The organism is Pasteurella skyensis, assembly GCF_013377295.1.
Lineage (GTDB): Bacteria > Pseudomonadota > Gammaproteobacteria > Enterobacterales > Pasteurellaceae > Phocoenobacter > Phocoenobacter skyensis.
Genome location: NZ_CP016180.1, coordinates 803,230 through 828,133, shown reverse-complemented (window position 1 = coordinate 828,133; position 24,904 = coordinate 803,230). Strand labels below are relative to the sequence as shown.

The following is a 24,904-nucleotide window of genomic DNA, read 5'->3' as shown; positions in this document are numbered from 1 at the left end:
TGCTTAATACAAAATTACACATAAAACAAAGCGGTAAGATTATCTTCAAAATTTGCAAAAAATTGAAAGGATCTCACCGCTTATATTATTGAATTATACTACTTACCTTTTTTCTTAAAAATAAAAATAAGTGCAACAAATATACTGCCTGTTACCGCAAAACTTGCTAATAACGAACCACTAAAACCAAGTGTCAAATAACCAAATATCGTTGCAACAGCGACTAACATTGCATACGGAAGCTGTGAGGTTACGTGATCGATATGATTACATTGTGCTCCTGTTGATGACAATATTGTTGTATCTGAAATTGGAGAACAGTGATCACCACATACTGCACCTGCCATAACCGCAGATAAACAAGGTAAAATTAATGTTGGATCTGCGTGTACTGCCATTGATGCCGCAATTGGAAGCATAATACCAAATGTACCCCAACTTGTCCCTGTAGAGAATGCCATTCCTGCCGCTAATACAAACAAAATAGCGGGTAAAAAGGCTGGGCTCATATTTCCAGTAACTAACGTTGAAAGATATTTACCTGTTTGCATATCCCCAATAACACCATTAATCGTCCACGCAAAACAGAGAATTAAGATAGCACCCGACATTGATTTAATACCAACACCCCAAGATTTTGTATAATCTGATATGTTAAATTGACCATCAATGATAAGAAAAAATGTCACAACCACTAATGCAACGATACTACCAACTACTAATGAAATACCTACTGTTGTATTCTCAAATGCACCTAATAGACTAAAAGCTTTACCATCACTCGCAAGGGCATCATAGCCAGTATAAATCATCATTGCGACAGTGACTAAAATAAGCGTTGCTATTGGTAGTACTAAATTACGGACTTTTCCTACCACCGTTGTAGACTCTTCCTCTACTGCCTCTTGATTCATCGCTTCTTCTTCAAAACGAGCCATAGAAGCAATGTCAAAAGAAAAATATGCTACAACAAATACCATAATCATAGAGAAAATCGCATAAAAATTCATTAAACTCATTGTCATAAAGGCGCCCAATGATGAATATTGCGTAATAGAATGGGTCGCTAATAAACTGGCAACTAGGGTAATAATATATGCTCCCCAACTTGACACTGGCATTAACACACACATAGGTGCCGCAGTGGAATCAAGAATATAAGCCAACTTTGCTCTAGAAATTTTAAATTTATCTGTCACAGGACGTGCGATTGCCCCTACAGCTAAACTGTGGAAGTAGTCATCAATAAAAGTGAAAAAGACTAGGCTTGCTGTCATTAGCTTTGCCCCTCTTCTTCCTTTTATTTTTTCCTGAGCCCAATTAGCAAATGCTTGGTTACTACCTGACGTACTTAATAATGTAGTTAATACACCTAAAAGAAGCAAAAATAGTACGATATTTATATTATTTGAATTTAGTTCGCCATCACTATAAACAAGTGAAATAATACTATTTTTAATATAAATCAATCCATTTATAACATCACCATTCGTTAACATAAAAGAACCAATGATAATACCGATGCTTAACGATAAAATTACCTTACGGGTAAACATTGCTAGTGATAATGCTAATAGTGCTGGTACTAATGACCAAATAGAGTGGGAATAATCAACTAAACTCATAAGACCTCTGTGCTTTGTTTACAAAATATCAAAAGATAAAAAATAAGTACCCTAACTCAACCAACGTATAATATTGTTCGCTTAAATTAAGTTAAAGCAATACCTATTAGATTAAACAAATACAACTATTTTATTAATTTTTCTATACCAGCATATTCCTAGAATAGAATAATTTATTATACCTGCATCTTTTTATAATCTATAAAAAATTCGTAGGCTACATTAAGAATGCAATTTTTACAATAGTTAAATAACTTTTTTTCTGTTTTAGATTAAAAAATCTCTTATTATTTATTTGCGATCTTGCAAAATTTCATTAAAATACCAGATAGTAGCGTTATTTTAATATTTTGGAGAATCATTATGTCAAACGCATTTAAAATCCTATCGAATATTCGAACTTTACGAGCAATGGCTCGAGAGCATTCTGTATCTCAATTGGAATCATTGCTTCAAAAATTAACCCAAGTTATTGAAGAAAAAAAGGAAGAAGTTAAGCGTCAAGAAGCTGAACATCAAAAATATCTTGATAACTTAAATAAATATAAAAAAATGTTGGAGCAAGATGGCTTAACTGCTGAAGATTTATCTGTTATCTTAGGCTCTTCAAAAACCAAAAAACGCAAAACAATAGTCCCTCGTCCAGCAAAATATAAATATATTGATAGTGAGGGAAATCAAAAGCAATGGACAGGGCAAGGTCGTACGCCAAAAGCAATTCAACAAGCTCTAGATAATGGTCAATCCCTTTCTGATTTTGAAATTTAATATTTTAATCTCTTACTTTTATCAAGCCTATTATATGATTAATAGGCTTTTCCTTTCCTCTCATAAAATAAATATAAACTATGATTAAAAATAAAGTATTACTAACAGAATGCCCTGATGAAACAGGTTTAGTTTCTAAAATTACTAATATTTGTTATAAGCATCAACTAAATATTATTCAAAATAATGAATTTGTAGATAACAATGAAAAATACTTTTTTATGCGTACAGAGTTACAAGGTATTTTTGATGATGAAACATTTTTAGCTGACTTAAAGAAAAGCCTGCCTCAAAATGGTTGTTATAAATTAATTCCCAAACAACGTAAACGTATTGTTATTCTGGTGACCAAAGAAGCACATTGTTTAGGTGATATTTTAATGAAAAATTATTATGGTGGCTTAGATGTAGACATTGCAGCAATTATTGGTAATCACGATACGTTAAGTGATTTAGCGCAACGTTTTGATATTCCTTTTCACTTTATTAGCCATCAGAATTTAACTCGTGAAGAACACGATAAATTACTCAGTGATAAAATTGATGAATATGAACCTGATTATATTGTCCTTGCAAAATATATGCGAGTATTGAATCCAGCGTTTGTAGAGCGCTATCCTAATCGAGTGATTAATATTCACCACTCTTTCTTACCTGCTTTTATTGGTGCGAAACCTTATCAACAAGCTTATGAACGTGGTGTAAAAATAATTGGTGCTACTGCTCATTTTATTAATAGTGAATTAGATCAAGGTCCTATCATTATGCAAAATGTCATTAACGTGGATCATTCTTATACCGCTGAAATGATGCAAAAAGCGGGGAAAGACGTTGAAAAAACAGTGCTAAGTAAAGCATTGGAGTGTGTATTAAACGATCGTGTTTTTATTCATAAAAATAAAACCGTTGTAATGTAGAGACCACAAAGGAGAGTTTATGCTCTCCTTTGTTGTACTGAAAATAGTGTAAAAAATAACAATAATCTACCCGCTTATAAAAGCAGTGGAATCTTATAACATTGATGAATGTGATTTATTCAGCAATTTAGCAATAATTCTTTCTACACTCTGCTCTAGTTCAATTCCAAAGCGTTTTAAAACATTTTTCTTTTGAATAAATTTCACTTCAATAACGTCTTTTTCTTCGATCACAGTTAAAATAACATCATCACTGGTTGAGATTTCATCGACCAATTTTAATTCTAACGCTTGTTTTCCAAACCAATGTTCACCAGTAGCTACTTTTCTCATATCGAGTTGAGGGCGATATTGACTTATAAATTGCTTAAATAATTTATGCGTTTCTTCTAATTCTTGTTGGAATTTTTTCTTACCTGCTTTGGTATTTTCTCCCATCAATGTTACGGTACGTTTATATTTTCCTGCCATCATTACATCGACATCTACATCATGTTTTTTAAGCAGACGATGAATATTTGGCACCTGTGCCACTACACCAATTGAACCAATGACAGCAAAAGGGGCAGAAATGATTTTATCTGCTACACACGCCATCATATAGCCACCACTTGCAGCAACTTTGTCTACTGCAATGGTTAACGGAATATTACGTGCTTTTAAACGTGCTAATTGTGAAGCAGCTAAACCATAGCCATGTACCACACCACCAGGACTTTCTAATTTGAGTAACACTTCATCGTGTTCAGGTCTTGCCAATGCTACTACTGCATCAACCTCTTTACGTAAACAGTCTACGCCACTCGCCATTATGTCACCATTAAAATTCAGTACAAAAAGACGAGGCTTGACGACTTCACTCTGTTCACTTTCAGACTCTTCTTGTGATTTTTTTGCCAATTTTAAGCGTTTTTTCTCAGCTTTCGCTTTTGCTTTTTGCTCTTTTTTATCTGCTTTTTCTTTCGCTTTCTGCTCTGCTTCACTTAAGAAAAAATTACTTAACGATTTTTTACTTTCTTTATATTTTTCAGTGAGATTTTTAACTGAAATTTCACCTTGCTGTCCCTGTTTTTTACTTTCCAAGACCATCATTACTATCGCAATGATAATGCCAAATACGGTCAATAATTCTAATAAGAAAATACCATAATTTAATAAGACTTCTTTCCACATAATATGTATGCCCTTTTAATGTTTAATCAATAATAAAAAATCGCTCACTGTATGAAATGAACCAAAAACTAAGATAATATCGTTTTCTGTAGCAATATTAAACACTTTTTGTATTGTCTGCTCCATATTTTCATAGTGATAAGCGGTAACATTCGGTAAAGTTTTTACCATTTTTTCTAAAATCATTTGACCACTTTGCCCTCTAAAACACCTTAAAGTGACACAGTGCCACTCATCAATCAGAGTATTTAATGGTTCAACAATTCCTTTCAAATCTTTATCTTTTAACACACTGAACACAGCATACACTTTCTGGTTAGGCTGTTTCAATTGTGCTAATTGTGAGGCGACATAACGAGTCGCATGAGGGTTATGCCCTACATCAATGATCACTTGTGCAAGAGGAGGTTGATGTGAAAAATCAGTAAAATCTTGTGGGGTTAAATATTGAAATCGCCCTGTTAATTCGGTTTCTAATACCGTTTCTTTAATAATGTCTTCACTAATTTTAAAAGGCAAATTTGTTAATACTGCCAATGCGGTTGCCACATTAATAGCAGGTATTTTGGGCAATGCTAAATCAGTCAAAGAGACTTTGTCAGATTGCCATACCAAGCGGTCAGATTCTATTAAAAATTTGTAATTTTTTCCACAAACAAAAGAGTGACACTGTAGCGATTTAATCTGTTCCATAATGCTATTTGGACAATCACTCTCCCCTACCACAACAGGAATATGAGGTCTAAAAATCCCTGCTTTTTCTCGTCCAATATCCTCTCTGTTATCACCTAAAAAAGCAGTGTGATCAATATCAATAGAAGTAATCACAGCAAAATCAGGATCAACAATATTGGTAGCATCAAGTCGCCCACCGAGTCCAACTTCTAAAATAACAATATCTAAATTGGCTTGTTTGAATAAATCTAATGCAGAAAGGGTGCTGTATTCAAAATAGCTTAAAGAAACTTTTTTATGTTTTGTGATTTTAACAAAAGAATCAATATAAGCCTTATCATCCAATAACTCACCTTGAATTCTGACACGCTCGTTGTAACGTATCAAATGTGGTGAAGCATAGACACCTACTCGCTTACCTGCTTTCAGTAATGCTGCTTCTAAAAATTTACAAGTCGAGCCTTTGCCATTTGTACCCGCAACCGTAATCACATAAGGAGCAGGTTTAAGTAAATCTAACTCATAAGCAACAGATTTTACACGCTCTAAACCTAAGTCAATGGCTTTACAATGACTTGTTTCTAAATAGGAAAGCCACGTTTCCAAAGAATCCGTGGCTTGAGGTAATATTGCTGTCATTATTGTACTTCTTCAACGATATCCGATTCAATACATACAATCTTATTAGAAAAAGGAGAAGGCTGATGTGTCATCTTCGCAATCAGACTTGCGAGTGTATCTCGCATTTTTTTACGATGCACAATCATATCTAAGGCTCCGTGCTCTAATAAAAACTCTGCTCGCTGAAAACCGTCTGGCAGTGTTTCACGAACAGTCTGTTCAATCACTCGAGCACCTGCAAATCCAATTAATGCTTTTGGCTCTGCAATATTAATATCTCCAAGCATTGCAAAACTTGCTGATACACCACCAAATGTTGGATCTGTCATTACTGAAATAAAAGGAACACCTTCTTCTTTCAACTTAGCTAATATCGCACTGGTTTTTGCCATTTGCATTAATGAGAACAATGCCTCTTGCATTCTTGCACCACCTGAGGCTGCAAAACAGATAAAAGGAATCTTTTCTTCAAGGGCTTTTTCTGCTGCCAGTACAAACTTTTTGCCTACAGTTGTACCCATTGACCCACCCATAAACTCAAAATCAAAGGCAGCAACAACCACTGGCATACTATAAATATTACCTGACATCGCAATTAACGCATCTTTTTCACCAGTATGTTTTTGAGCGGCACTTAAACGATCTTTATATTTTTTCAAATCTTTAAATTTTAAAATATCTTGAGGCTCTAATTCTGCCGCAATTTCTTCAGCACTCTCTTCATCTAATAAACTTAATAAACGAACACGTGCATTAATTCGCATATGGTGATCACATTTTGGGCACACCTGCATATTACGTTTTAAATCTTCAACATACAAAATCTGCTGACAGCTAGTACACTTCGTCCAAACACCTTCTGGAATACTTGCTTTACTACTTTGAGATGATTTTGTACCTAAAATTCTTTCAATCCAACTCATTTTTTTAACCTTTTATACTGTTGAAAAATAAAAATATTATGACATATTAAACCATAAAATCATTATTTTGGGTATGTTAATTAATAATCTTTTTCTATCTTATAACGTGTCAAAATACTTATTTTAAATTCGATAAAGCGGTAAGATCTTTATCAAAATTTGCAAATTTTGATAACAGTCCTATCGCTTCCTAATAGCGTTTCACTGTACTTTTCTGATCTAAGGCTTTTAACCACTGCAATTTTTCGCTAATTTGTTTTTCCAAGCCACGTTCTGTCGGATAATAAAATTGTGTTTCTTTTATCTCAGATGGAAAATAATTTTCACCTGCTGCGTAAGCATTTTCTTCATTATGTGCATAACGATATTCTGCTCCATAGCCTAATGATTCCATCAACTGGGTAGCCGCATTGCGTAAATGATGAGGTACTTCATAATCTTTAGATTCACTGGCAAGGCGTTTTGCTTCATTAAATGCAGTATAAATAGCATTACTTTTTGCAGCTACAGCCAGATAAACAACCGCTTGTGCTATTGCTCTTTCTCCCTCATAAGCCCCTACTCGGGTATAGCAATCCCATGCATTTATGGCAATTTGCATTGCTCTTGGATCCGCATTACCAATATCCTCAGAAGCGATGGCAAGTAAACGACGAGCCACATAAAGAGGATCACCTCCTGCCGTTAGAATACGAGCATACCAATAAAGCGCCGCATCTGGCGCAGAGCCTCGAATGGATTTATGTAAAGCGGATATAAGATCATAATAAAGATCTCCGCCTTTATCAAAACGTGCTTGACGCTCACCTAATACGTCAATCAAGAGTGCTTTGTCTAAAATTTTATTTTCATCACATATCATTGCCATATCAGACATTAATTCTAAGCAATTTAATGCAAAACGAGCATCACCATTAACATAATCAGCTAATAGATTAAGCACATCATCTTTAATAATAAAAGAGTCTTTCCCTAATCCTCGTTCTTGATCATTTAAAGCAAGTGTTAATATTTGTTGAATATCGATATTAGAAAGGGATTTTAGTATATAAATTCGAGTACGTGAAAGCAGTGCATTATTTAATTCAAACGAAGGATTTTCTGTCGTGGCTCCAATAAAAATAATGGTGCCATCTTCAATATGTGGTAAAAAGGCATCTTGCTGGCTTTTATTAAATCGATGCACTTCATCCACAAACAATAATGTTTGTCGACCTGATTGCTTGTTTATTTTAGCTATTTCAATGGCTTCTCGAATCTCTTTGATACCACTCGTTACTGCTGAAATGCGTTCTACTTCAGCATCTAAGTGATGGGCTATAATTTCTGCTAAGGTAGTTTTTCCTGTTCCTGGTGGCCCCCAAAAAATCATAGAATGGCTATAACTCTGCTCGATTGCCTTACGTAAAGGTTTCCCCTCACCAATAATGTGAGACTGCCCAATGTACTCGCTCAGAGAACGAGGGCGAACCCTTGCAGAAAGAGGACGAAAGTCTTCTGAAAAATCCAAGTCCAAATTACTCATTCTGTTAACCACAACCCTCGACGAATTTGTTGCATCAATAAATAAATCCAAGGCCATAATAATCCACTTATTACAGCACCTAACAGCTCTTGACTGTGAAAATGCGCATTATGTAAAATTAATTCAATAAAAAATATCATTATACGGATAAGTGCAACATATCCCATTATCAAAATAGCTTGAAACCACAGTGACATATTACGCAAAATAAGGTGGTGTTTTACCACAATATAGATCGCAATAGACAGCACTAAAGCGTGAATACCGAGTACTGAACCCAGAATAACATCCCACACAATACCAATAACAAAAGCACTGCCAATATTAATTTTATGTGGTAATGCGAGAGACCAATAAACAATTAAAATAACCACCCAAGCAGGTCGCCACCCTTGCATATCTTTTGGCCATGGCATTATTTCTAAAGTAAAGGCAACCATAAATATAGCCAATAAAACAATCAACCTAAAAATAATATTAGTTTTCATTGTTTGCCTCTTGTTGTGTTACTTTTGTATTCGCTCTAGGTTCTTTTCCTTGTCGTGGTAATTTAACCTTTATTTTAGGGGCTAATTTTGACTTAAGATCTGTTAACGGATTAGAAAAATTACGACGCTCTTCCACTACATTTCTAATATCTTGTGTGGAAAGGGTTTTCGCATTACGTAGCTCCTCGCTTGTTGGCCAAAGAAGCAGTAAATGACGTAAATGATCAAAAGAAGCAAGAGGTCGAGCAATAATACGTGCAAAATGGGCTTGTCGAGTATTAGAAATGGATTCAACCACAGCAACAGGATAACCTTCAGGAAAGCGGCCACCTAAACCAGAGGTAACTAAAATATCGCCTTTTGCAATATCTACTGCACTAGGGAGGTTGTCAATCAATAATTCATCATCTTGTCCTGTACCACTTATAATGGTACGAACATCATTACGCAATACTTGCACTGGAATAGAATGTATAGAATCAGTAATTAATAACACTCTACTACTCGTTTCATTCACTGAAATCACTTGACCAACAATGCCCAATTCATCAATCACAGGTTGCCCTACAAAAACACCATTTTGTCGACCTTGATTAATCACTACCTGCCGACGATAAGCATCGATTTCAGCCGTCAATACCTCTGCCACCTTTTTATATTCATCTTGACGTAATGGAGAACTTAATAACAAGCGTAAACGTTGATTTTCAACTTTCAAATGCTCAAAACGCAACAAACTTGCATTCTTTTCACGAAGCTGCTCTTTTAGCATTTTGTTTTCTAATTGCAATTTTGAACTATCAATAAAATTACCACTGACATTATCAAGAATAAGACGAGGGGCATTTGCAAAATAATATAGACCGCTCACCGCCGTTTCTAATACATTACGCACTTGCATAATCGCATTACTACGACCATCAAAAACAATTAATGTAATAGAAAAAACAATGGCAAAAAATAACCGCATGCCAAGTGAAGGCAATCTAGAGAATATAAGTTTCATTAAAATTTTGCAATGAAATCGTAAAAATATTGGCAACAGCCTACACTGTTGCCAACTACAAATAGTGACTTAGTTGTCTTCAAGGAAAATATCACCACCGTGCATATCAATGATATCTAGTGCTTTTCCACCACCTTGTGCAACACAAATTAGAGGAGTTTCTGCAACAATAACAGGAACACCACAAGCGTCTGAAAGCAAAATATCTAGATTTCTCAATAACGCACCACCACCAGTTAATACCATTCCTCTTTCAAAAATATCTGCAGCAAGTTCTGGAGGACAACGTTCTAAAACACCTTTTACTGCACCAACAATACCACTTAGTGGTTGCTCAATCGCTTCTAATATATCTCTGGAAGTAAGTTCGAATTTTCTAGGTGCACCTTCTGCTAAATTATGACCGTGTACTTCCATTCTTAAAATTTTATCTTCATCACTATCAGCAGGAATACAAGCAGTTGCTAATTCTTTTTTAATTCTTTCAGCCGTTGTTTCACCAATAGCCGAACCAAATTTACGACGAACATAAGCAATGATTGATTCATCAAACTTATCTCCACCAATTCTCACCGAAGAAGAATACACAATACCATTTAATGAAAGTACCGCAACCTCTGTTGTTCCCCCTCCAATATCAATAACCATTGAGCCTGTTGCTTCGTGAACTGGTAAACCTGCCCCAATTGCAGCTGCCATAGGCTCTTCAATTAAGTGAACCTCTCTTGCACCTGCTCTGATAGTAGCTTCTTTGATTGCTTTACGCTCAACTTGCGTTGCCCCTGCTGGCACACAAACTACCACTCTCGGACTTGGACGTAAGAAATTACCACTATGAACCTGCTTAATAAAGTACTGTAACATTTTTTCCGTTACATCAAAGTCCGCAATCACGCCATCTTTCATTGGTCGAATTGCATTAATGCTTTTAGGTGTACGACCTAACATTAATTTAGCATTGGTACCCACTGCTGCAATACTTTTTGTCGACATTGCTCTGTCTTGGCGAACCGCAACTACTGATGGCTCATTAAGAACGATACCCTGCCCTTTTACATAAATAAGTGTATTTGCTGTTCCTAAATCAATGGAAAGATCATTAGAAAACAACCCGCGAAATTTTTTAAACATATTTTGAATCCGTTTGAGTTATAAATAGATGAATAATAACCTGCTAAATATACAGAAAATCGATAATAAATTCAATGAAATAATTGCGGTATATTTATATTTTTAGCATTTGTACTACTCTATTTTTGATACCTTTATATTCCCTTTGATATGTTTCAAATTAGCAACAATCGTAAATGTAATAATAACTAATAATGCCCACGCTCCCCATTTACCAATATGCACCATAGACCAATGGTTGAGTTGATTTGGATAACGCCATACTCCAGCAAAAGTGCCTATATTTTCCGCAAGCCAAATAAAGAAACCGATTAATCCAAAAGCAAGTAATAATGGCATACTTCTTTCTTTATCATAAGAGGTAAAATAAACTTTAGTTTGAGCATATAAACCCAATACAAAAGTAGCTAAATACCAACGAAAATCACCGATATAGTGATGAGTAAAAAAATTCAAATAAATACAAATAGAACCCAGTGTCGCTAACCAGTAAGGAGGATGATTGGTTACCTTAAGATCAAACAGACGCCACGCTTGAATAATATAACTGCCTACTGCTGCATACATAAAGCCACTAAAAAGTGGCACACCAAATAATTTGGTATACCCAAAATCAGGATAAGCCCAAGATTGCACACTGCTCGATGTTTTGAACACTTCTAATGCAAAACCAACAATATGAAATATACTAATAGCCTTTAATTCATCCCATGTTTCAAGTTTAAAAAGTAGCATTAATCCTTGTATGACAATGGCAAAAATCAACAATAAATCATAGCGAGGAATACCTAACAACCCTGCTCGTGGAATAACAAATATAGCAATAAAAAATAGCCCAGCAAACAAACATGCTCTTAATTCTTTTAAACCAAAAAAGCCAAATTCGATAATAAAACGCTTAATTCCTGCTAAAGAGTGATTTTTAGGGTGTATCATTAGCCAATGATCAATTTTATTAAGCATTTTTTCTCCTAATGAGGATAATAAGTGCGATATACAAAAGCACAAATAAGCACCACAAATATTATAATAATCTGAATTAATCTTGTTTTAGTTAATTTTTCTGCTGGCATTTTTTCTCCCGAAAGCTGTTATATTTTCACCAAAAACTAAAAATCGCACTTCATTATATCAAAAAATAGTGCTAAAATTTGCTCTAAATCAAATTTTTAATACTTTTGGGACGTTATTATGAAGATTGTGTCTGAGTCAACAGCAGTAGGGAAGAAAAAAAACAGTTCGATTCATTGCCAAAATTGTAGTATTAGTCAATTATGTTTACCTTTTACACTTAATGATCATGAATTGAATCAGCTCGATAATATTATTGAACGAAAAAGACCTATTCAAAAAACACAAATTGTCTTTAAATCAGGGGATCATCTTCAATCATTATATGCCATTCGCTCAGGCACCATTAAGAGTTATACAATTAGTGAAAGTGGTGAAGAACAAATTACCGCCTTTCATCTTTCTGGTGATGTTATTGGTTTTGATGCTATTGATACAATGAAACACGTTGGATTTGCGCAAGCCCTTGAAACCTCAATGATTTGTGAAATCCCATTTGATATTTTAGATGATTTAGCTGGCAAAATGCCAAAAATTCGCCATCAAATTATGCGTTTAATGAGTAATGAAATAAAAAATGATCAAGATATGATTTTATTGCTATCACGAATGAGTGCAGAAGAAAAGTTGGCTGCTTTTTTATACAACCTATCTCAACGCCACTCTGCTCGAGGCTTCTCTGCTAGAGAATTTCGTCTTACAATGACACGTGGTGATATTGGTAATTATCTTGGTCTAACGATTGAAACCATTAGCCGTTTACTCAGTCGTTTTCAAAAATCAAATATACTGTCTGTTAAAGGAAAATATATTACCATTAATAAAATGGAACTATTAGCAGAAATGGCAGGGTCAACTAAACCACAAATCCCTATTATTCAAACCGCATAATAACATTGGTAAAAATTGGTAAAAAACTGATTTAATCGTACCGCTTAAATTCGGAGGTAATAATGGAATATCAATTTACTCGAACAGCATTGGGAATGATCGCTAAATGCTCAATGGAGCACGAAGCTTTTGCATATTGGATCAATAATGAGCTTGAAGGAACAAGTGATCTCACTCTTATTTTAAATAAAGTTGCTGAATGTAAAAAAGTCTATCCAAGTCCTTTTGAATGGAGCTTAAAAGGCAAAGAGTATAGTCTTTATATAGAGAATGATGAAGTGACTGTTAAAGCGAATAATTTAGCTGCAACTAACATAGAAAAAGAGCAGCTAGAAGAAGGCTTTGATTTTTATACTCAAGAAAGCTTCGCTATTTGTGGCATAGACGATTTTGAACAATTTTTGCTAGCCTATCAATCCTTTTAGTATTACAAGCGGTTACATCGTCTTAAAAATTTGCAAATTTTTAATCACATCGTACCGCTATTTTATGTGTCGTTGACTAAACTCTTCCACTAGAAAATCCCTTAAAATTATATAATCCTCTTCATTGAAGCTTGATTTAGGGATAACAGAATATTGCTTTTTTCCAATTATTAACATTAAGGTATTTTCACTTTCTAAGAAGTTATTATAAAAACGCCATTCAATATCAGATTTTATACCGTTTGTTTCATAATAAATTCCTGCATTAGAAAATCTTACTTTTTGAATATGTTTAAACTTATTTGTCATTTTAAATCTGATTATATATATAAGTTTTTCTATCGCAAGAAATCCCATAAAATCAAACAGACCAATCAAAATAAACAGAAAGGCGTAAATAATAAATTCATCAGACAAATGAATGTAGAACGTATATATACCCAGTGATACCCCAAATAGCATTAAAAGAATAGCCACAACTTTATCTACTTTATAAAAAACTGTCGTTTTGTCATAAGTTGTATAGGCTTCGAGATGATTTTTAAGCGTAGCCATATATTCTACTTCTATTTCTTTCATCTACTTTTCACTTTTCTCTAACTCATTCAAAAATTTGCAAATTTTTATGCAAATCTTACCGCTTTAATACAAGGGCTGCACAGGCTGTTAAAAACGCCACATCTTCATCAGAAAAACGATTTAATAATGGGCTATCAACATCAAGCTCTACATACATTTCACCCTTTTCATCTAAGACAGGAATAACCACCTCAGAACGAGAAGCGACATCACAGGCGATATGCCCTTCAAACTGATGAGTATCAGGTACTACAATGTTTTCTAAACGCTCCCACGCTGTGCCACATACTCCTCTACCCTTTGCAATGGTTGAACAAGCCACTTTTCCTTGAAAAGGACCCACTTTTAACACATCACCACGAACGATATAAAATCCAACCCAGTTAATATTAGGAACGGTTTCATATAAAAATGCACTAATATTTGCCATTCTAGAAATAATATCTTCTTCATCACCAAGAATTGCTTCTAATTGTTTAATATTCATTCTAATTCCTCATTGACTAATTTTAATGTAAAAAAACCTCGTAAATCGTGAAATTTACGAGGAATATTGATAAAAAATTATTTCTTTTTCTTCGTGGTGGTTTTTGTTTTCGCTTTGGCTTTTGTTTTGGTTACTCTTTCCACCCACTTACCGTCAATATAATCCACCAGCCATTTAGTGGCTTTACCCTCTTTTTCAGAGGTGACATATTGACGTTTCTCTTTACGACTAAAGCGGATAATGGCTTCGTTACCCTCAGGATCTTTCTGAGGTGCTTCTGCTAAATAACGTAATTTTTCAGGTAATCGATCTTTAAACTGTGCTAATTCTGCGACCTTTGGTGAACGACTTTCACGAGATTTAGGGAAATTATGTGCCGACATAAACACGCCACTCGCTCCATCACGCAGTACAAAATAAGCATCCGATTTTTCACATTTTAATTCAGGAAAATAGGTTGGCTCTTCACGAGGAGGGGCAACTTCACCATTTTTAAGAATTTTACGGGTATTATCACACTTAGTACACGCCATATACTTACCAAAACGCCCTAATTTCAGGTGCATTTCAGCTTCACATTTATCACACTCGACAATAGGGCCATCGTAACCTTTAATTTTAAAGCTACCCTGTTCAATCAGATAACCATCACAGTTAGGGTTATTTCCACAAATATGTAATTTACGTTCAGGATCGACTAAGTAGCTATCCATTGCCGTATCACATTTTGGACAACGTTTACGATTTAATAGGGCGTTGGTTTCGGAATCTTCATCCAACACATTTAATAATTCCGCTTCAGGAATTAAATTCATTGTTTTTTTACAACGCTCTTTTGGAGGTAAGGCATAACCTGTACAACCTAAGAAAACCCCTGTACTTGCAGTACGAATTGCCATATTACGTTTACAATCAGGACAATCTACATCAATCTCAACCACGTTATTAGGACGCATTCCGCCTTCTAACTCGTCTAATTCTGCTTTGGAGAGTTTTTCTGAAAAATCTTTAAAGAAACGATCTAACTCTTGCTTCCAATTACTGTTTCCAGAAGCAATTTGATCAAGATTATCCTCCATATTTGCCGTAAAATCGTAATTCATTAAATCGCTAAAAGATTCATCAAGACGATCAATCACGATTTCACCCATTTTCTCTGCATAAAAACGGCGGTTTTCTACTCGAACATACCCTCGATCTTGAATGGTTGAAATAATGGCGGCATAGGTTGAAGGACGACCAATGCCTTTTTTCTCTAATTCTTTAACTAACGCTGCCTCACTAAAACGTGCAGGTGGTTTAGTGAAATGTTGCGTTGATATTACTTTATTTAAAGTTAATACTTCATTTAAAGTTAATTCAGGTAAAACTTGATCTTCTGCTGATTTACCTAATAAAGGTTGCACTTTAGTCCAACCATCAAAACGTAATACACGCCCTTTGGCTTTTAATTCGTAGTCCCCTGCGGTAATGGTTAAGCTAGTGGAGTCATATTTTGCTGCTGTCATTTGACAAGCTAAAAATTGTCGCCAAATTAACTCATATAAACGCACTGCATCTTTATCCATTACCACTAAGTCACTGGATTTGGTCGCCACATTTGAAGGACGAATTGCTTCGTGAGCCTCTTGTGCATTTCCTTTACTGGAATAAAAGTTTGGTTTTTCAGGTAAATAATCTGTACCAAATTTACTTTCAATATAACCACGAGCCATTGCTAACGCATCTTGACTTAAACTTGTGGAGTCCGTACGCATATAGGTGATATACCCTGCTTCATATAAACGCTGAGCTAACATCATTGTTTTCTTTACCCCAAAGCCTAAACGTGTGCTAGCGCTTTGTTGTAAGGTTGATGTAATAAAAGGCGGTTTTGCTTTTGATGAAGTTGGTTTTTTGTCTATTCTACTCACCACAAAATCGCTACATTGTAACGATTTAACGGTTTGGTCTGCCTCTTGCTGATTTTTCGCTGACCATTTTTTCCCTTTAAAATGCGTTAAATCTAAAGTGATTGCCCCACTTTTAGCGGTATTTTGAGTAGCGACCTCCCAAAACTCTTCAGGTAAAAAAGCTTTGATTTCACGTTCACGCTCAACTAACAGTTTCACGGCAACAGATTGCACACGTCCAGCCGATAATCCTCTAGCGACTTTTTTCCATAGTAATGGAGACACCATAAAGCCCACAACACGGTCCAAGAAACGTCTTGTTTGTTGAGCATACACACGATCCATATTTAAGTGTTCAGGGGTCTCAAAGGCTTTCTGGATGGCATTACGAGTGATTTCATTAAATACTACTCGACTAAAGCGACTATCATCTCCTCCGATCACTTCACGTAAATGCCACGCAATGGCTTCCCCTTCTCTATCCAAATCGGTTGCGAGATAGATATGATCCGCTTTTTTGGCTTGGGCTTGTAAATCTGAAACGACTTTTTCTTTACCAGGTAAAACCTGATAATTAGGCTCCCAATCGTGATAAGGGTCAATTCCCATTCGTTTGACTAATGCTTTACGGTCTTTCTCTGCTTTAATTTTTGCTTTCTGCTCGGCGGTCATACCTTTAGTTGAAATCGCTTTTGCTTTTTCACCAGAGCTACTGCCAGCCGTAGGTAAATCTCGAATATGCCCCACACTTGATTTCACCACATAGTCTTTACCTAAATATTTATTGATTGTTTTGGCTTTTGCTGGAGACTCCACAATTACTAATGATTTTGCCATTAAATATACCTAAAGTTAAAATATCTGAAAATTTGTCTGAAAAACCACAGGAAAAAATACTTTCTTCACCTATTAGTTTGCAATTTGTTTTTTTAAGATAGCAAGGCTTTCTATAAAACACAATAAAAATATAATTGATTTGATCATTTGATTAGAAATCATTCTAACACTAGATCTGAGGTGTGACTTTAAACGTAATCGTTTTTCATTCCAATGATAAAATAGTAAAATCCTATTGAATTTAATTTTAAAACTGCTTAAAGTTACGCTTAACAACATCGTAATAAATAGAAAAGGAAAAAATAATGGATCTTAATTATATGGCAAAAATGCCACAATCTGAATTTACTGCTCGCCGTCAGCGTGTATTTGAACAAATGCAAGATAACTCCGCATTAATCGTTTTTACAGAAACAGAAAAACGCCGTAATAACGATTGTGAATACTTATTTCGTCCAGATAGTTACTTTTGGTATTTAACAGGCTTTGCAGAACCTCAATCGGCTCTACTTTTAATTAAACAACAGGGTAAAATGCAAAGTATTCTTTTTCTACGTGAAAAAGATCCATTAATGGAAACGTGGAATGGTCGCCGTTTAGGTACTGAAAATGCACCACAAAGCTTAGAAATAGATGAAGCTTATAATATTGAAACCATCAACGAAATTTTTGCAAAAAAATGTGACAATGTGACCGCTTGTTATTATGCAGAAGGTTTACAAACTTGGGGAGATAAGATTGTTTCAACTGTTTTTGATAACGTGATTAGCTGGGAAACAATGCTGTCTGAAATGCGTTTAATAAAATCCAAGTTAGAAATTGATTTAATGCAACAGGCATGCCATATCTCTTCAATGGCACATATTCGAGCAATGAAAACCACTCGCCCTAATCGTTATGAAATGGAAATTGAGGGAGAAATTCATTATGAATTTAGTCGCTTTGGCTCTCGTGGTCCCTCTTATAATTCGATCGTGGCAGGAGGCGATAATGCTTGTATTTTGCACTACAATGAAAACGATCAAGTATTACAAGATGGCGATTTATTACTGATTGATGCAGGAGCTGAATTTGCAATGTATGCGGGAGATATCACACGAACTTTCCCAATTAATGGTAAATTTAGCCAACCACAACGAGAACTTTATCAATTAGTATTAGAAGCTCAAAAATCACTGATTGAACAAGCTCGTGCAGGTATTTCAATGCAGACCCTGAATGAAATTTATATCGAAAAATTAACCACAGGTTTGGTTGAATTAGGCATTCTAAAAGGTGATGTCAAAACGCTAATTGAGCAAGGAGCTTGGCAAGAATTTTATATGCACGGTTTAGGACACAGTTTAGGCTTAGATGTACACGATGTAGGTAAAATTGGTAGAGATAAAAGATACCGTGATCGTCCGTTGGAAGTAGGAATGGTGTTTACCATCGAACCAGGTGTCTATATTCCAAAATCAGCAAGCGTTCCAGAACAATATAAAGGTATTGGTATTCGTATTGAAGATAATATTGTGATTACTGAATACGGCTGTAAAAACCTCACCAGTGGCTGTCCGAAAGAGATTGAGGATATTGAAGCGGTGATGGCTGAATAATTCGTATCGTAAATTTAGAGGCGCAACACTGCGCCTCTCTAATGCAATAACCCTCATCAAATTTGCAAAAAATAGGCATAGTAGACAAAATAGTTGGTAATTTTGAGGAGCTATGCCCATAGTAGACAAATGAGTTGGTTTTTATTATTTTATAAATAATTACCAACTCCTTTTATTTAGAAAATCTTTTATAAACATAATCTTATGGTATTTGGTTAAACCATTATGATTAGATAGTTTTCGTTTAAGTTCTCCAAATAAACTTTCAAGCCTATTTGTTGTTTTTTCTATATTTAATTCAGGATATTTTTCAAAAGTAAATAAATAATCCATATTATATTTTAAGCTCCTGTAAGCACTTCTTATATTACGATGTTTAAAAGGATATTTACCCTTTTCATTTATTTTATCGGAGCGTTCATTTAAATATTCTTTATGTTTTAAATACCAATAATGTAAATTAATATAGAACTCGTTTTTAGAGCTATTTTTTAATGTTTTAACTAATATTTTTAGCTCTTTTCCCGCTTCAGATTTAGGGTTCCTTGTTAATTTCCTTATTACATTTGCTATTTGATGAAATTGGCAAAGTTGTGCAGGCGTATTTAAAAAATCTCTTAATAATCCTCGTCTTCCATCACAAGTAATAGATTGAATAATATAGCCTTTTTCTCTTAATTTATTCATTGCTAATAGATAATAAAGATTTTTTTCTGTTGTCACAATTTGATGATAAATTACCTTCTTTGATAAAGTGTCCATAAAAACGAGAACACCAAAATTTCGACCAAAGAAAGTGGTATCCATCATTAAGTTCAATTTATTATTTTGTGGGATATTTAATGGCGTTTTAGGGGCTTTTAAAACATATCTTTGAATAGTTCTAACAGAGCAATTATATTTAATTGCTAGTTGCTTATAGGTTTGTTTACCTTCTGTGTAATCTAGCCAAATTTGGCTTGAATTTAAGGATTTTTTGAAGGTAAAAGTTTTATTACAAATAGAGCATTTATAACGTTGAACATTATTTTGGGTACCATATTTGTGAATATTCGTTTTATGACAAAAAGGACAAGTTTTTTATTCATTTTCAAAAAAGTGGGCTAAAGCACAGTAATATAAAGCTTTAACCCATTTTTTACCAACTATTTTGTCTACTATGCCAAAAATAAGAAACATCCTACCGCTATTTATAATCCTGCAAACTAAAAACTTGTTTTAATAAACGCGTGTTTCGTAATCCCAGATTATGACGAATGCCTTTTTCTTCTTCTGCAATCATCGTAAATACGCCTTTTAACGCCTGTTGAGTCACGTAATCATTTAAGTCTGGATTCACCTTCTTCACAAAGGGAAGATTATTATATTGTGAAATAACATTCTGCCAAATGCTATCTGCTCCTACTTTAGTAAAAGATTTTCTAATGACTGGATTAAATTGACGATATAATTTGTTAAATGTTTGGTTTTGTAAATAGAGCGTTGCAGCATAATCTTTGCCCATTAAAATACTTTTTGCATCATTAAAACTAATATTTTTAATTGCATCAACAAAAATTGGAGTCGCAGTTTTTACAGCATCTTCCGCACTTCTATTTAATGCTTTTACCCCTTTTTCTGCAATATGTCCTAACCCAACTTTATGTAAAGTATCATTCACCATTTGTAATTCTTTTGGTAGTACAATTTTCACTAATTTATTTTTATAGAAACCATCAACCGCTGTTAATTTACTAACTTGATGACTCACTCCATTATTCAATGCTTGACGTAATCCTGCAGCGATATCTCCTTGCGATAAGGTACTATTTGGTATAGCTGATGGAAGTTGTTGCATTACCTGTTGAGGTAATTGAAGTGAGTCTAAATTTTTACACCCTGCAATAAGTGCAATTGTGCTTAATAGAGCAATTTTTTTCATCATTATTTTTCCTGTTTCAGATTAAATTGTTCTTTAAGTGTACCATAAAAGGAGATGTGCATAGAGTTAATTTCGCACAAAAACACCGAACACTTCGACAGGCTCAGTGAACGGTGTTTGGATTTGTATCATCAAGCTTATTTACATTTTTTCCGTTCTTGATTATTGCGTTTGTCGAAATATCGAAGTAAAAGAGAACATCCATAAAGTTAATGCTACGCAAAAACACCGAACACTTCGACAAGCTCAGTTATCGGTGTTTGGATTTGTTTAATCAGGCTTATTTACATTTTTTCCGTTCTCGATTATTGAGTTTGTCGAAATATTGAAGTAAAAGAGAACATCCATAAAGTTAATGCCGCGCAAAAACACCGAACACTTCGACAGGCTCAGTGTTCGGTGTTTGCTTTTGTTTAGAAGTTAATAATAACGGCATTCTCTACAAATAAAACTTGCAAAAAACTAACAACATCGTACCGCTATAATACTTTATTTATAAGTTCTAAGCTTCGGAGGCTCATAAGACTGAATAAAATTACTCATCTCATCAAAGCAATCTGTAAATAAAATCTTGTCTTCATCATCACGACCTAAAAAACCATTATTTACCATATCATTGTAAAAGTTTTTTAAATTATCGTAATAACCCTCAATATTCAAAAACAGACAAGGATTATTATTTTGACTGATTCTCGCCCAAGAAATCACCTCAGCAATTTCTTCAAGGGTGCCTGCTCCACCTGGTAAAGCAATATAACAATCTCCCAATTCAATCATTTTTAACTTTCTTTCGGTCATTGTTTCAACAAGGATCATTTCTGATAACCCTTTATGAGCCAACTCTCTTTCTGCTAAAAAAGTAGGCATTACACCAATTACTTTTCCACCGTGTTCCAACACTGAATTAGCGATAGTTCCCATTAAGCCTCGATTACCACCACCATAAACTAACGTATGACCATTGGTAGCAATCCATTTACCTAACTGATAAGTTTTTTCTTTATAGATGTTGTGATTACCAAAATTAGCACCACAATATACGGTAATATTCATAGTTTATTTGTACCTTTTTTCAATTTTCTCTATATGTTCATTGATAATATCATTGATATTAAATTCATATTTATCCACTAATATCATTATATTATCTAATACATCGCCCAACTCTTCTTTAATTTGATCTAAGCTTTCGTTTTTATGTTCTACTTCATCAGGTCTATCTCGACCAATTTCATATCGTCTAATTGCTTGCGATAACTCCCCAACTTCTTCCATTAGAAAATTTAATCGGATAGAGGAATTAAAATTATACCAACCTCTTTTGAGATAGAAACTTTTTACCCATTTTTGATATTTAATCAACATTCTATTTTCCCTTAATTTTAGATAAATTTTAAAAATTTGCAAAAAACAGACTGCATCTTACCGCTTCAAAACTGTTTTTATGGTTGCTATATTTAATTCGGTTTTGGTAATTCATAAAACAAATAGCTTTGATTACGATATTCTTGTTTTTCTTGGTCATACCACGAATAAGTATTTAAACCTATTAAAAAACGATCTTTCTGCACTTCAAAATATTCCAACATTTTATCACTATTTTCTTTAATATCAGTGGCATACTCAATATTTGCTAAATTCTTTCCACTGTAATCATAAATATAAAAAGTGTAAATATCTTTCTGATTCGGATAATTATGCGCATAATTATAAACATACATTTTATCTTCATAACAAAAAATAGCATTTGGCGAATAGTCTAATGGAAGTCCCCAAATATTATTCTTATGATTTATTTCTAAAATATTAAATTTCTGATTATATTTATTGATTTTTAAATCAGGATTATTGCACCAAAAAACATTTTTCTGATTACTGAAATTATTTTTTCTATCTAGTGCAAATTTCTCTTTTGGATCATTGATAAAATCAATAGATTTTGCAGTTAAAGTGATTATTTCTTTTTTTGAAGAAATTACATTGATTTGCTGTTTAATAAAATTTGTAACTACGTTATCTTGTAATCTTGCCTGTTTAAAAAAGAATTGCCAAAATGTATCTTGAGCAATATATGAGCTTTGCTTTTGCCCTTCTCCCGAAGGACTATTTTCAAAACGAAGAATGTCACCAAAATATCTATTTCTGATCCTAAACTCTTTTTGAGCAATTAGTTTTTTGTTTTCTAATATGGTTGCTGTCACATTAGTCACATAACTATCTGTTTTTCCTACAACTTTAATTTCAATATCTGCTTCATCATTAAGAATTAGTCCCATTTGTAACAAAGTTTTATCGATCTCTTCTTTAATAATTGTAGGTTCTTTAAAATGTAGTCCTACATCAATAAATCCTGATTTTGTTACTGCCTCTAAAGGGTCATATTTATATTCTAGATTTATATTGCTAGTAAATTTTATTTTTGTTTTATCTGCTAATGTTAATTTTTTTAGAGATATTTCCATTGCGGATTTAGGCATTATCCAATCTGAAATAATACTAGGTAACCTAGTATTGACAGTAAGCAGAAAAGAAACTGCAAAAAATAAAGGAATAAGCCATAATTTCTGGCTTATCTTTTTTCTAATAGCAAAAATAATTAGAACAGAAACAATAAGATTAAGTATACTCGGCAAGTAAAAGTGACCAGTGAAAAACACTACAACTAAAAAAATCAATATTGCAGGAAAAATTGTAATAATTACAGTGAGGATTGCAGCTGATAGCGCAAATGTCTCTATTGTTTTGTCTTTACCATTTTTTTGTTTAGTATTTTTTTGCATTTTAATTACCTTTACTAAATAAATAATAAAATTCACTTTGTGAAAAAGCAATTTATTAATAATTAATACTGTTTTTTAACCTTAATAAATACTGTAATCTCTTCCCTATCGTGATACAAATGTTTAGCTTGAATGGTAAATTGAACCCCTTTTTTTGTTAACGTTTCCGTAATAAAATTTAAGCAACGTTGCACTTCTTGATAGCGTTTTTTCATTGGTAATTTGAGATTAAAAATACTCTCTTTACACCACCCATTCACGAGCCATTTTGTGATCAATTCACTAATTCGCATTGGTTGTTCCACAATATCACAGACCAATAAGTCAATGGTAGTGCGTTTTGGTGGTTTAAATTTAAAACCGTCTTCAGGGCAGTGATCAATACGACCCGTATTGTGCAGACTGTCTGCCATTTTGCCGTGATCGACACAATAAACAAACACATCTCGTTTGACTAATTGATATGTCCAACCTCCAGGGCAAGCGCCGAGATCTACCGCTTTTACATTTTCATTAAAATGCCAACTTTCTTCCGATTTTGGGATAAAAGTTAAAATTGCTTCTTCTAATTTTAAGGTTGAACGGCTCGGGGCTTCAATCGGGAATTTTAATCGCATAATCCCCATAGGATTTGATGAGCGGTTATCATTATAGGCATAACCTACATAACAACAGCCTGAACCAACAAAGAGAATTTGTAATGTAATGCTATTTTGACGTTTTGAGCCACTGTGTAACCAACCTTGTTTTTTTAAGGTATTACGCAATGGAACAGTAAACTTACGGCAAAATTTAGAGAGTTCTTTTGCTTCATTGGTATCTGGTGTTTCTACTACAAGATCGCTACTTTTTTTAAAATCAATGCCTTGATTTTGTTGAGCAAGGTATTGTTCTAAAATAGGGCTGATACGGTCATTTTCAGATAAATTTTCCAGCAACTCCCCTACTACAATCATTTGACGAACGAAGATCAATTCAGAAAGTGGCAGTTCTTGTGCTAATCTATCTGCCTCACCCTGTTGGTAACATTCAAAAATCACATAGCCGCTATTTTCTTTTAGCTTAGTAAAACCATAAACACCGAGTTCAGCGGCTTTATCCGAAATCTCACCTGCCACTTCCTTTTCAAATCCTGCTCGGCAATAGAGTGCTAGTTTATTCATATTATTCCTTTATCTGTGTAATAAAAAACCACTTGCATTGCTACAAGCGGTTAGTTTTTATTAAATTTTTGCAAATTTTAGTCTTTGGTTAGGTAATTTGCACTCAAGGCAAATGCCAATCCCATTAATGCAAAGACGATTAATCCAAATGTATACTCCATTATTTACCTCCATTGACTTTATTTCTAAATAATCTACCACCTATCAAAAATAAATAGATAGCAATAAAAAGTAATATAGAATTTAATATTTTAAACCCAATGGTATATTTTCCAAAAATAATCACAGGTATAGCCAAAATTGCCACTTTTGCTATATCATCGGACATTTTCGACCACGCTTCAAATGATGATTTTTCAATCGGCTTTTTAAATAAATTCCACATTGGTAAACTCCTTGATAAATCAT

At 34.0% G+C, this 24,904-nt stretch carries 23 protein-coding genes and 1 pseudogene; 5 read left to right on the top strand and 19 right to left on the bottom strand.

The genetic code is table 11. The annotated features are described in order from the left end of the window. Positions 1-98: 98 nt before the first annotated feature. Positions 99-1,625 (bottom strand): Na+/H+ antiporter NhaC family protein, encoded by a 1,527-nt coding sequence (locus A6B44_RS03900; RefSeq protein ID WP_090923091.1) that lies wholly within the window; start codon positions 1,623-1,625, stop codon positions 99-101. A gap of 363 nt (positions 1,626-1,988) precedes the next feature. Here A6B44_RS03900 and A6B44_RS03895 point away from each other — a divergent pair, with 363 nt between their 5' ends. Beyond that, the gene (locus tag A6B44_RS03895) at positions 1,989-2,393 is read left to right on the top strand and encodes an H-NS family histone-like protein (protein ID WP_090923092.1); all 405 of its coding nucleotides are present in this window, start codon (positions 1,989-1,991) and stop codon (positions 2,391-2,393) included. An 80-nt stretch (positions 2,394-2,473) separates the two neighbouring features. Beyond that, complete coding sequence (gene purU / locus A6B44_RS03890) at positions 2,474-3,310, top strand: formyltetrahydrofolate deformylase (RefSeq protein ID WP_090923093.1); 837 nt, start codon at positions 2,474-2,476, stop codon at positions 3,308-3,310. Positions 3,311-3,403: 93 nt separating this feature from the next. On the opposite strand, the gene sohB is transcribed toward purU, so the two are convergent. The 8 genes from sohB to A6B44_RS03850 all read right to left on the bottom strand — a co-directional run bounded on the left by sohB (position 3,404) and on the right by A6B44_RS03850 (position 11,815). Beyond that, positions 3,404-4,483, bottom strand: coding sequence for a protease SohB (sohB, locus tag A6B44_RS03885; protein ID WP_090923094.1), 1,080 nt, complete (start codon positions 4,481-4,483; stop codon positions 3,404-3,406). Positions 4,484-4,498: 15 nt separating this feature from the next. Continuing rightward, positions 4,499-5,797, bottom strand: a complete 1,299-nt coding sequence (gene folC / locus A6B44_RS03880; RefSeq protein ID WP_090923096.1) for a bifunctional tetrahydrofolate synthase/dihydrofolate synthase — start codon at positions 5,795-5,797, stop codon at positions 4,499-4,501. After that, positions 5,797-6,702 (bottom strand): acetyl-CoA carboxylase, carboxyltransferase subunit beta, encoded by a 906-nt coding sequence (accD, locus tag A6B44_RS03875; protein WP_090923098.1) that lies wholly within the window; start codon positions 6,700-6,702, stop codon positions 5,797-5,799. Before accD ends, folC begins: the two co-directional genes overlap by 1 nt. A 190-nt stretch (positions 6,703-6,892) precedes the next feature. Beyond that, entirely contained in the window at positions 6,893-8,227 is a 1,335-nt protein-coding gene (locus A6B44_RS03870; RefSeq protein WP_090923100.1) for a replication-associated recombination protein A, read from the bottom strand. Beyond that, a complete protein-coding gene (gene mreD, locus A6B44_RS03865) occupies positions 8,224-8,715 on the bottom strand; it encodes a rod shape-determining protein MreD (RefSeq protein ID WP_090923103.1) in 492 nt (163 codons plus the stop codon). The genes A6B44_RS03870 and mreD overlap by 4 nt, the downstream gene beginning before the upstream one ends. Beyond that, a complete protein-coding gene (gene mreC, locus A6B44_RS03860; protein ID WP_090923105.1) occupies positions 8,705-9,721 on the bottom strand; it encodes a rod shape-determining protein MreC in 1,017 nt (338 codons plus the stop codon). The genes mreD and mreC overlap by 11 nt, the downstream gene beginning before the upstream one ends. Before the next feature lie 69 nt (positions 9,722-9,790). Beyond that, positions 9,791-10,852: a rod shape-determining protein gene (locus A6B44_RS03855; RefSeq protein ID WP_090923107.1), complete on the bottom strand. Its 1,062-nt coding sequence runs from the start codon at positions 10,850-10,852 to the stop codon at positions 9,791-9,793. 114 nt (positions 10,853-10,966) lie between these two features. After that, the gene (locus A6B44_RS03850; protein ID WP_090923109.1) at positions 10,967-11,815 is read right to left on the bottom strand and encodes a DUF817 domain-containing protein; all 849 of its coding nucleotides are present in this window, start codon (positions 11,813-11,815) and stop codon (positions 10,967-10,969) included. Positions 11,816-12,043: 228 nt separating this feature from the next. On the opposite strand from A6B44_RS03850, the gene A6B44_RS03845 reads away from it, so the two are divergent. Beyond that, complete coding sequence (locus A6B44_RS03845) at positions 12,044-12,814, top strand: FNR family transcription factor (protein WP_090923111.1); 771 nt, start codon at positions 12,044-12,046, stop codon at positions 12,812-12,814. A 62-nt stretch (positions 12,815-12,876) separates the two neighbouring features. Next, entirely contained in the window at positions 12,877-13,239 is a 363-nt protein-coding gene (locus tag A6B44_RS03840; protein ID WP_090923113.1) for a YacL family protein, read from the top strand. Positions 13,240-13,296: 57 nt separating this feature from the next. Here the strand turns inward: A6B44_RS03840 and A6B44_RS03835 are convergent, their stop codons facing one another. The 3 genes from A6B44_RS03835 to topA form a co-directional block, all read right to left on the bottom strand. Continuing rightward, entirely contained in the window at positions 13,297-13,818 is a 522-nt protein-coding gene (locus tag A6B44_RS03835; RefSeq protein ID WP_090923115.1) for a YcxB family protein, read from the bottom strand. A gap of 55 nt (positions 13,819-13,873) precedes the next feature. Continuing rightward, positions 13,874-14,305 (bottom strand): free L-methionine (R)-S-oxide reductase MsrC, encoded by a 432-nt coding sequence (locus tag A6B44_RS03830; protein ID WP_090923117.1) that lies wholly within the window; start codon positions 14,303-14,305, stop codon positions 13,874-13,876. Positions 14,306-14,382: 77 nt separating this feature from the next. Next, positions 14,383-17,034 (bottom strand): type I DNA topoisomerase, encoded by a 2,652-nt coding sequence (gene topA / locus A6B44_RS03825; RefSeq protein WP_090923119.1) that lies wholly within the window; start codon positions 17,032-17,034, stop codon positions 14,383-14,385. Positions 17,035-17,339: 305 nt separating this feature from the next. Between topA and pepP the strand changes: the two genes are divergently transcribed. Then, positions 17,340-18,632 carry a Xaa-Pro aminopeptidase gene (gene pepP / locus A6B44_RS03820; RefSeq protein ID WP_090923121.1) on the top strand — a complete coding sequence of 431 codons (1,293 nt, stop codon included), beginning with the start codon at positions 17,340-17,342 and terminating at the stop codon, positions 18,630-18,632. A gap of 159 nt (positions 18,633-18,791) precedes the next feature. On the opposite strand, the pseudogene A6B44_RS03815 reads toward pepP, so the two are convergent. From A6B44_RS03815 to A6B44_RS03785, 7 genes and pseudogenes are all read right to left on the bottom strand, one after another. Further along, positions 18,792-19,697 (bottom strand): annotated as a pseudogene (locus A6B44_RS03815) (IS256 family transposase, variant Zn-binding type); the annotation flags it as partial. 121 nt (positions 19,698-19,818) lie between these two features. Next, the gene (locus tag A6B44_RS03810) at positions 19,819-20,556 is read right to left on the bottom strand and encodes a DUF4197 domain-containing protein (RefSeq protein ID WP_218061390.1); all 738 of its coding nucleotides are present in this window, start codon (positions 20,554-20,556) and stop codon (positions 19,819-19,821) included. 486 nt (positions 20,557-21,042) lie between these two features. Further along, on the bottom strand, positions 21,043-21,606 hold the full coding sequence (locus A6B44_RS03805; RefSeq protein ID WP_090922212.1) for an LOG family protein: 564 nt from the start codon (positions 21,604-21,606) through the stop codon (positions 21,043-21,045). A 3-nt stretch (positions 21,607-21,609) separates the two neighbouring features. Continuing rightward, entirely contained in the window at positions 21,610-21,918 is a 309-nt protein-coding gene (locus A6B44_RS03800) for a MazG nucleotide pyrophosphohydrolase domain-containing protein (RefSeq protein WP_090922214.1), read from the bottom strand. Positions 21,919-22,010: 92 nt separating this feature from the next. After that, on the bottom strand, positions 22,011-23,333 hold the full coding sequence (locus A6B44_RS03795; protein ID WP_090922216.1) for an energy-coupling factor transporter transmembrane component T family protein: 1,323 nt from the start codon (positions 23,331-23,333) through the stop codon (positions 22,011-22,013). A gap of 62 nt (positions 23,334-23,395) precedes the next feature. Continuing rightward, positions 23,396-24,496, bottom strand: a complete 1,101-nt coding sequence (gene rlmM, locus A6B44_RS03790; RefSeq protein WP_090922218.1) for a 23S rRNA (cytidine(2498)-2'-O)-methyltransferase RlmM — start codon at positions 24,494-24,496, stop codon at positions 23,396-23,398. A gap of 160 nt (positions 24,497-24,656) precedes the next feature. Further along, positions 24,657-24,881 carry a hypothetical protein gene (locus tag A6B44_RS03785; protein ID WP_090922220.1) on the bottom strand — a complete coding sequence of 75 codons (225 nt, stop codon included), beginning with the start codon at positions 24,879-24,881 and terminating at the stop codon, positions 24,657-24,659. Positions 24,882-24,904: the final 23 nt, after the last annotated feature.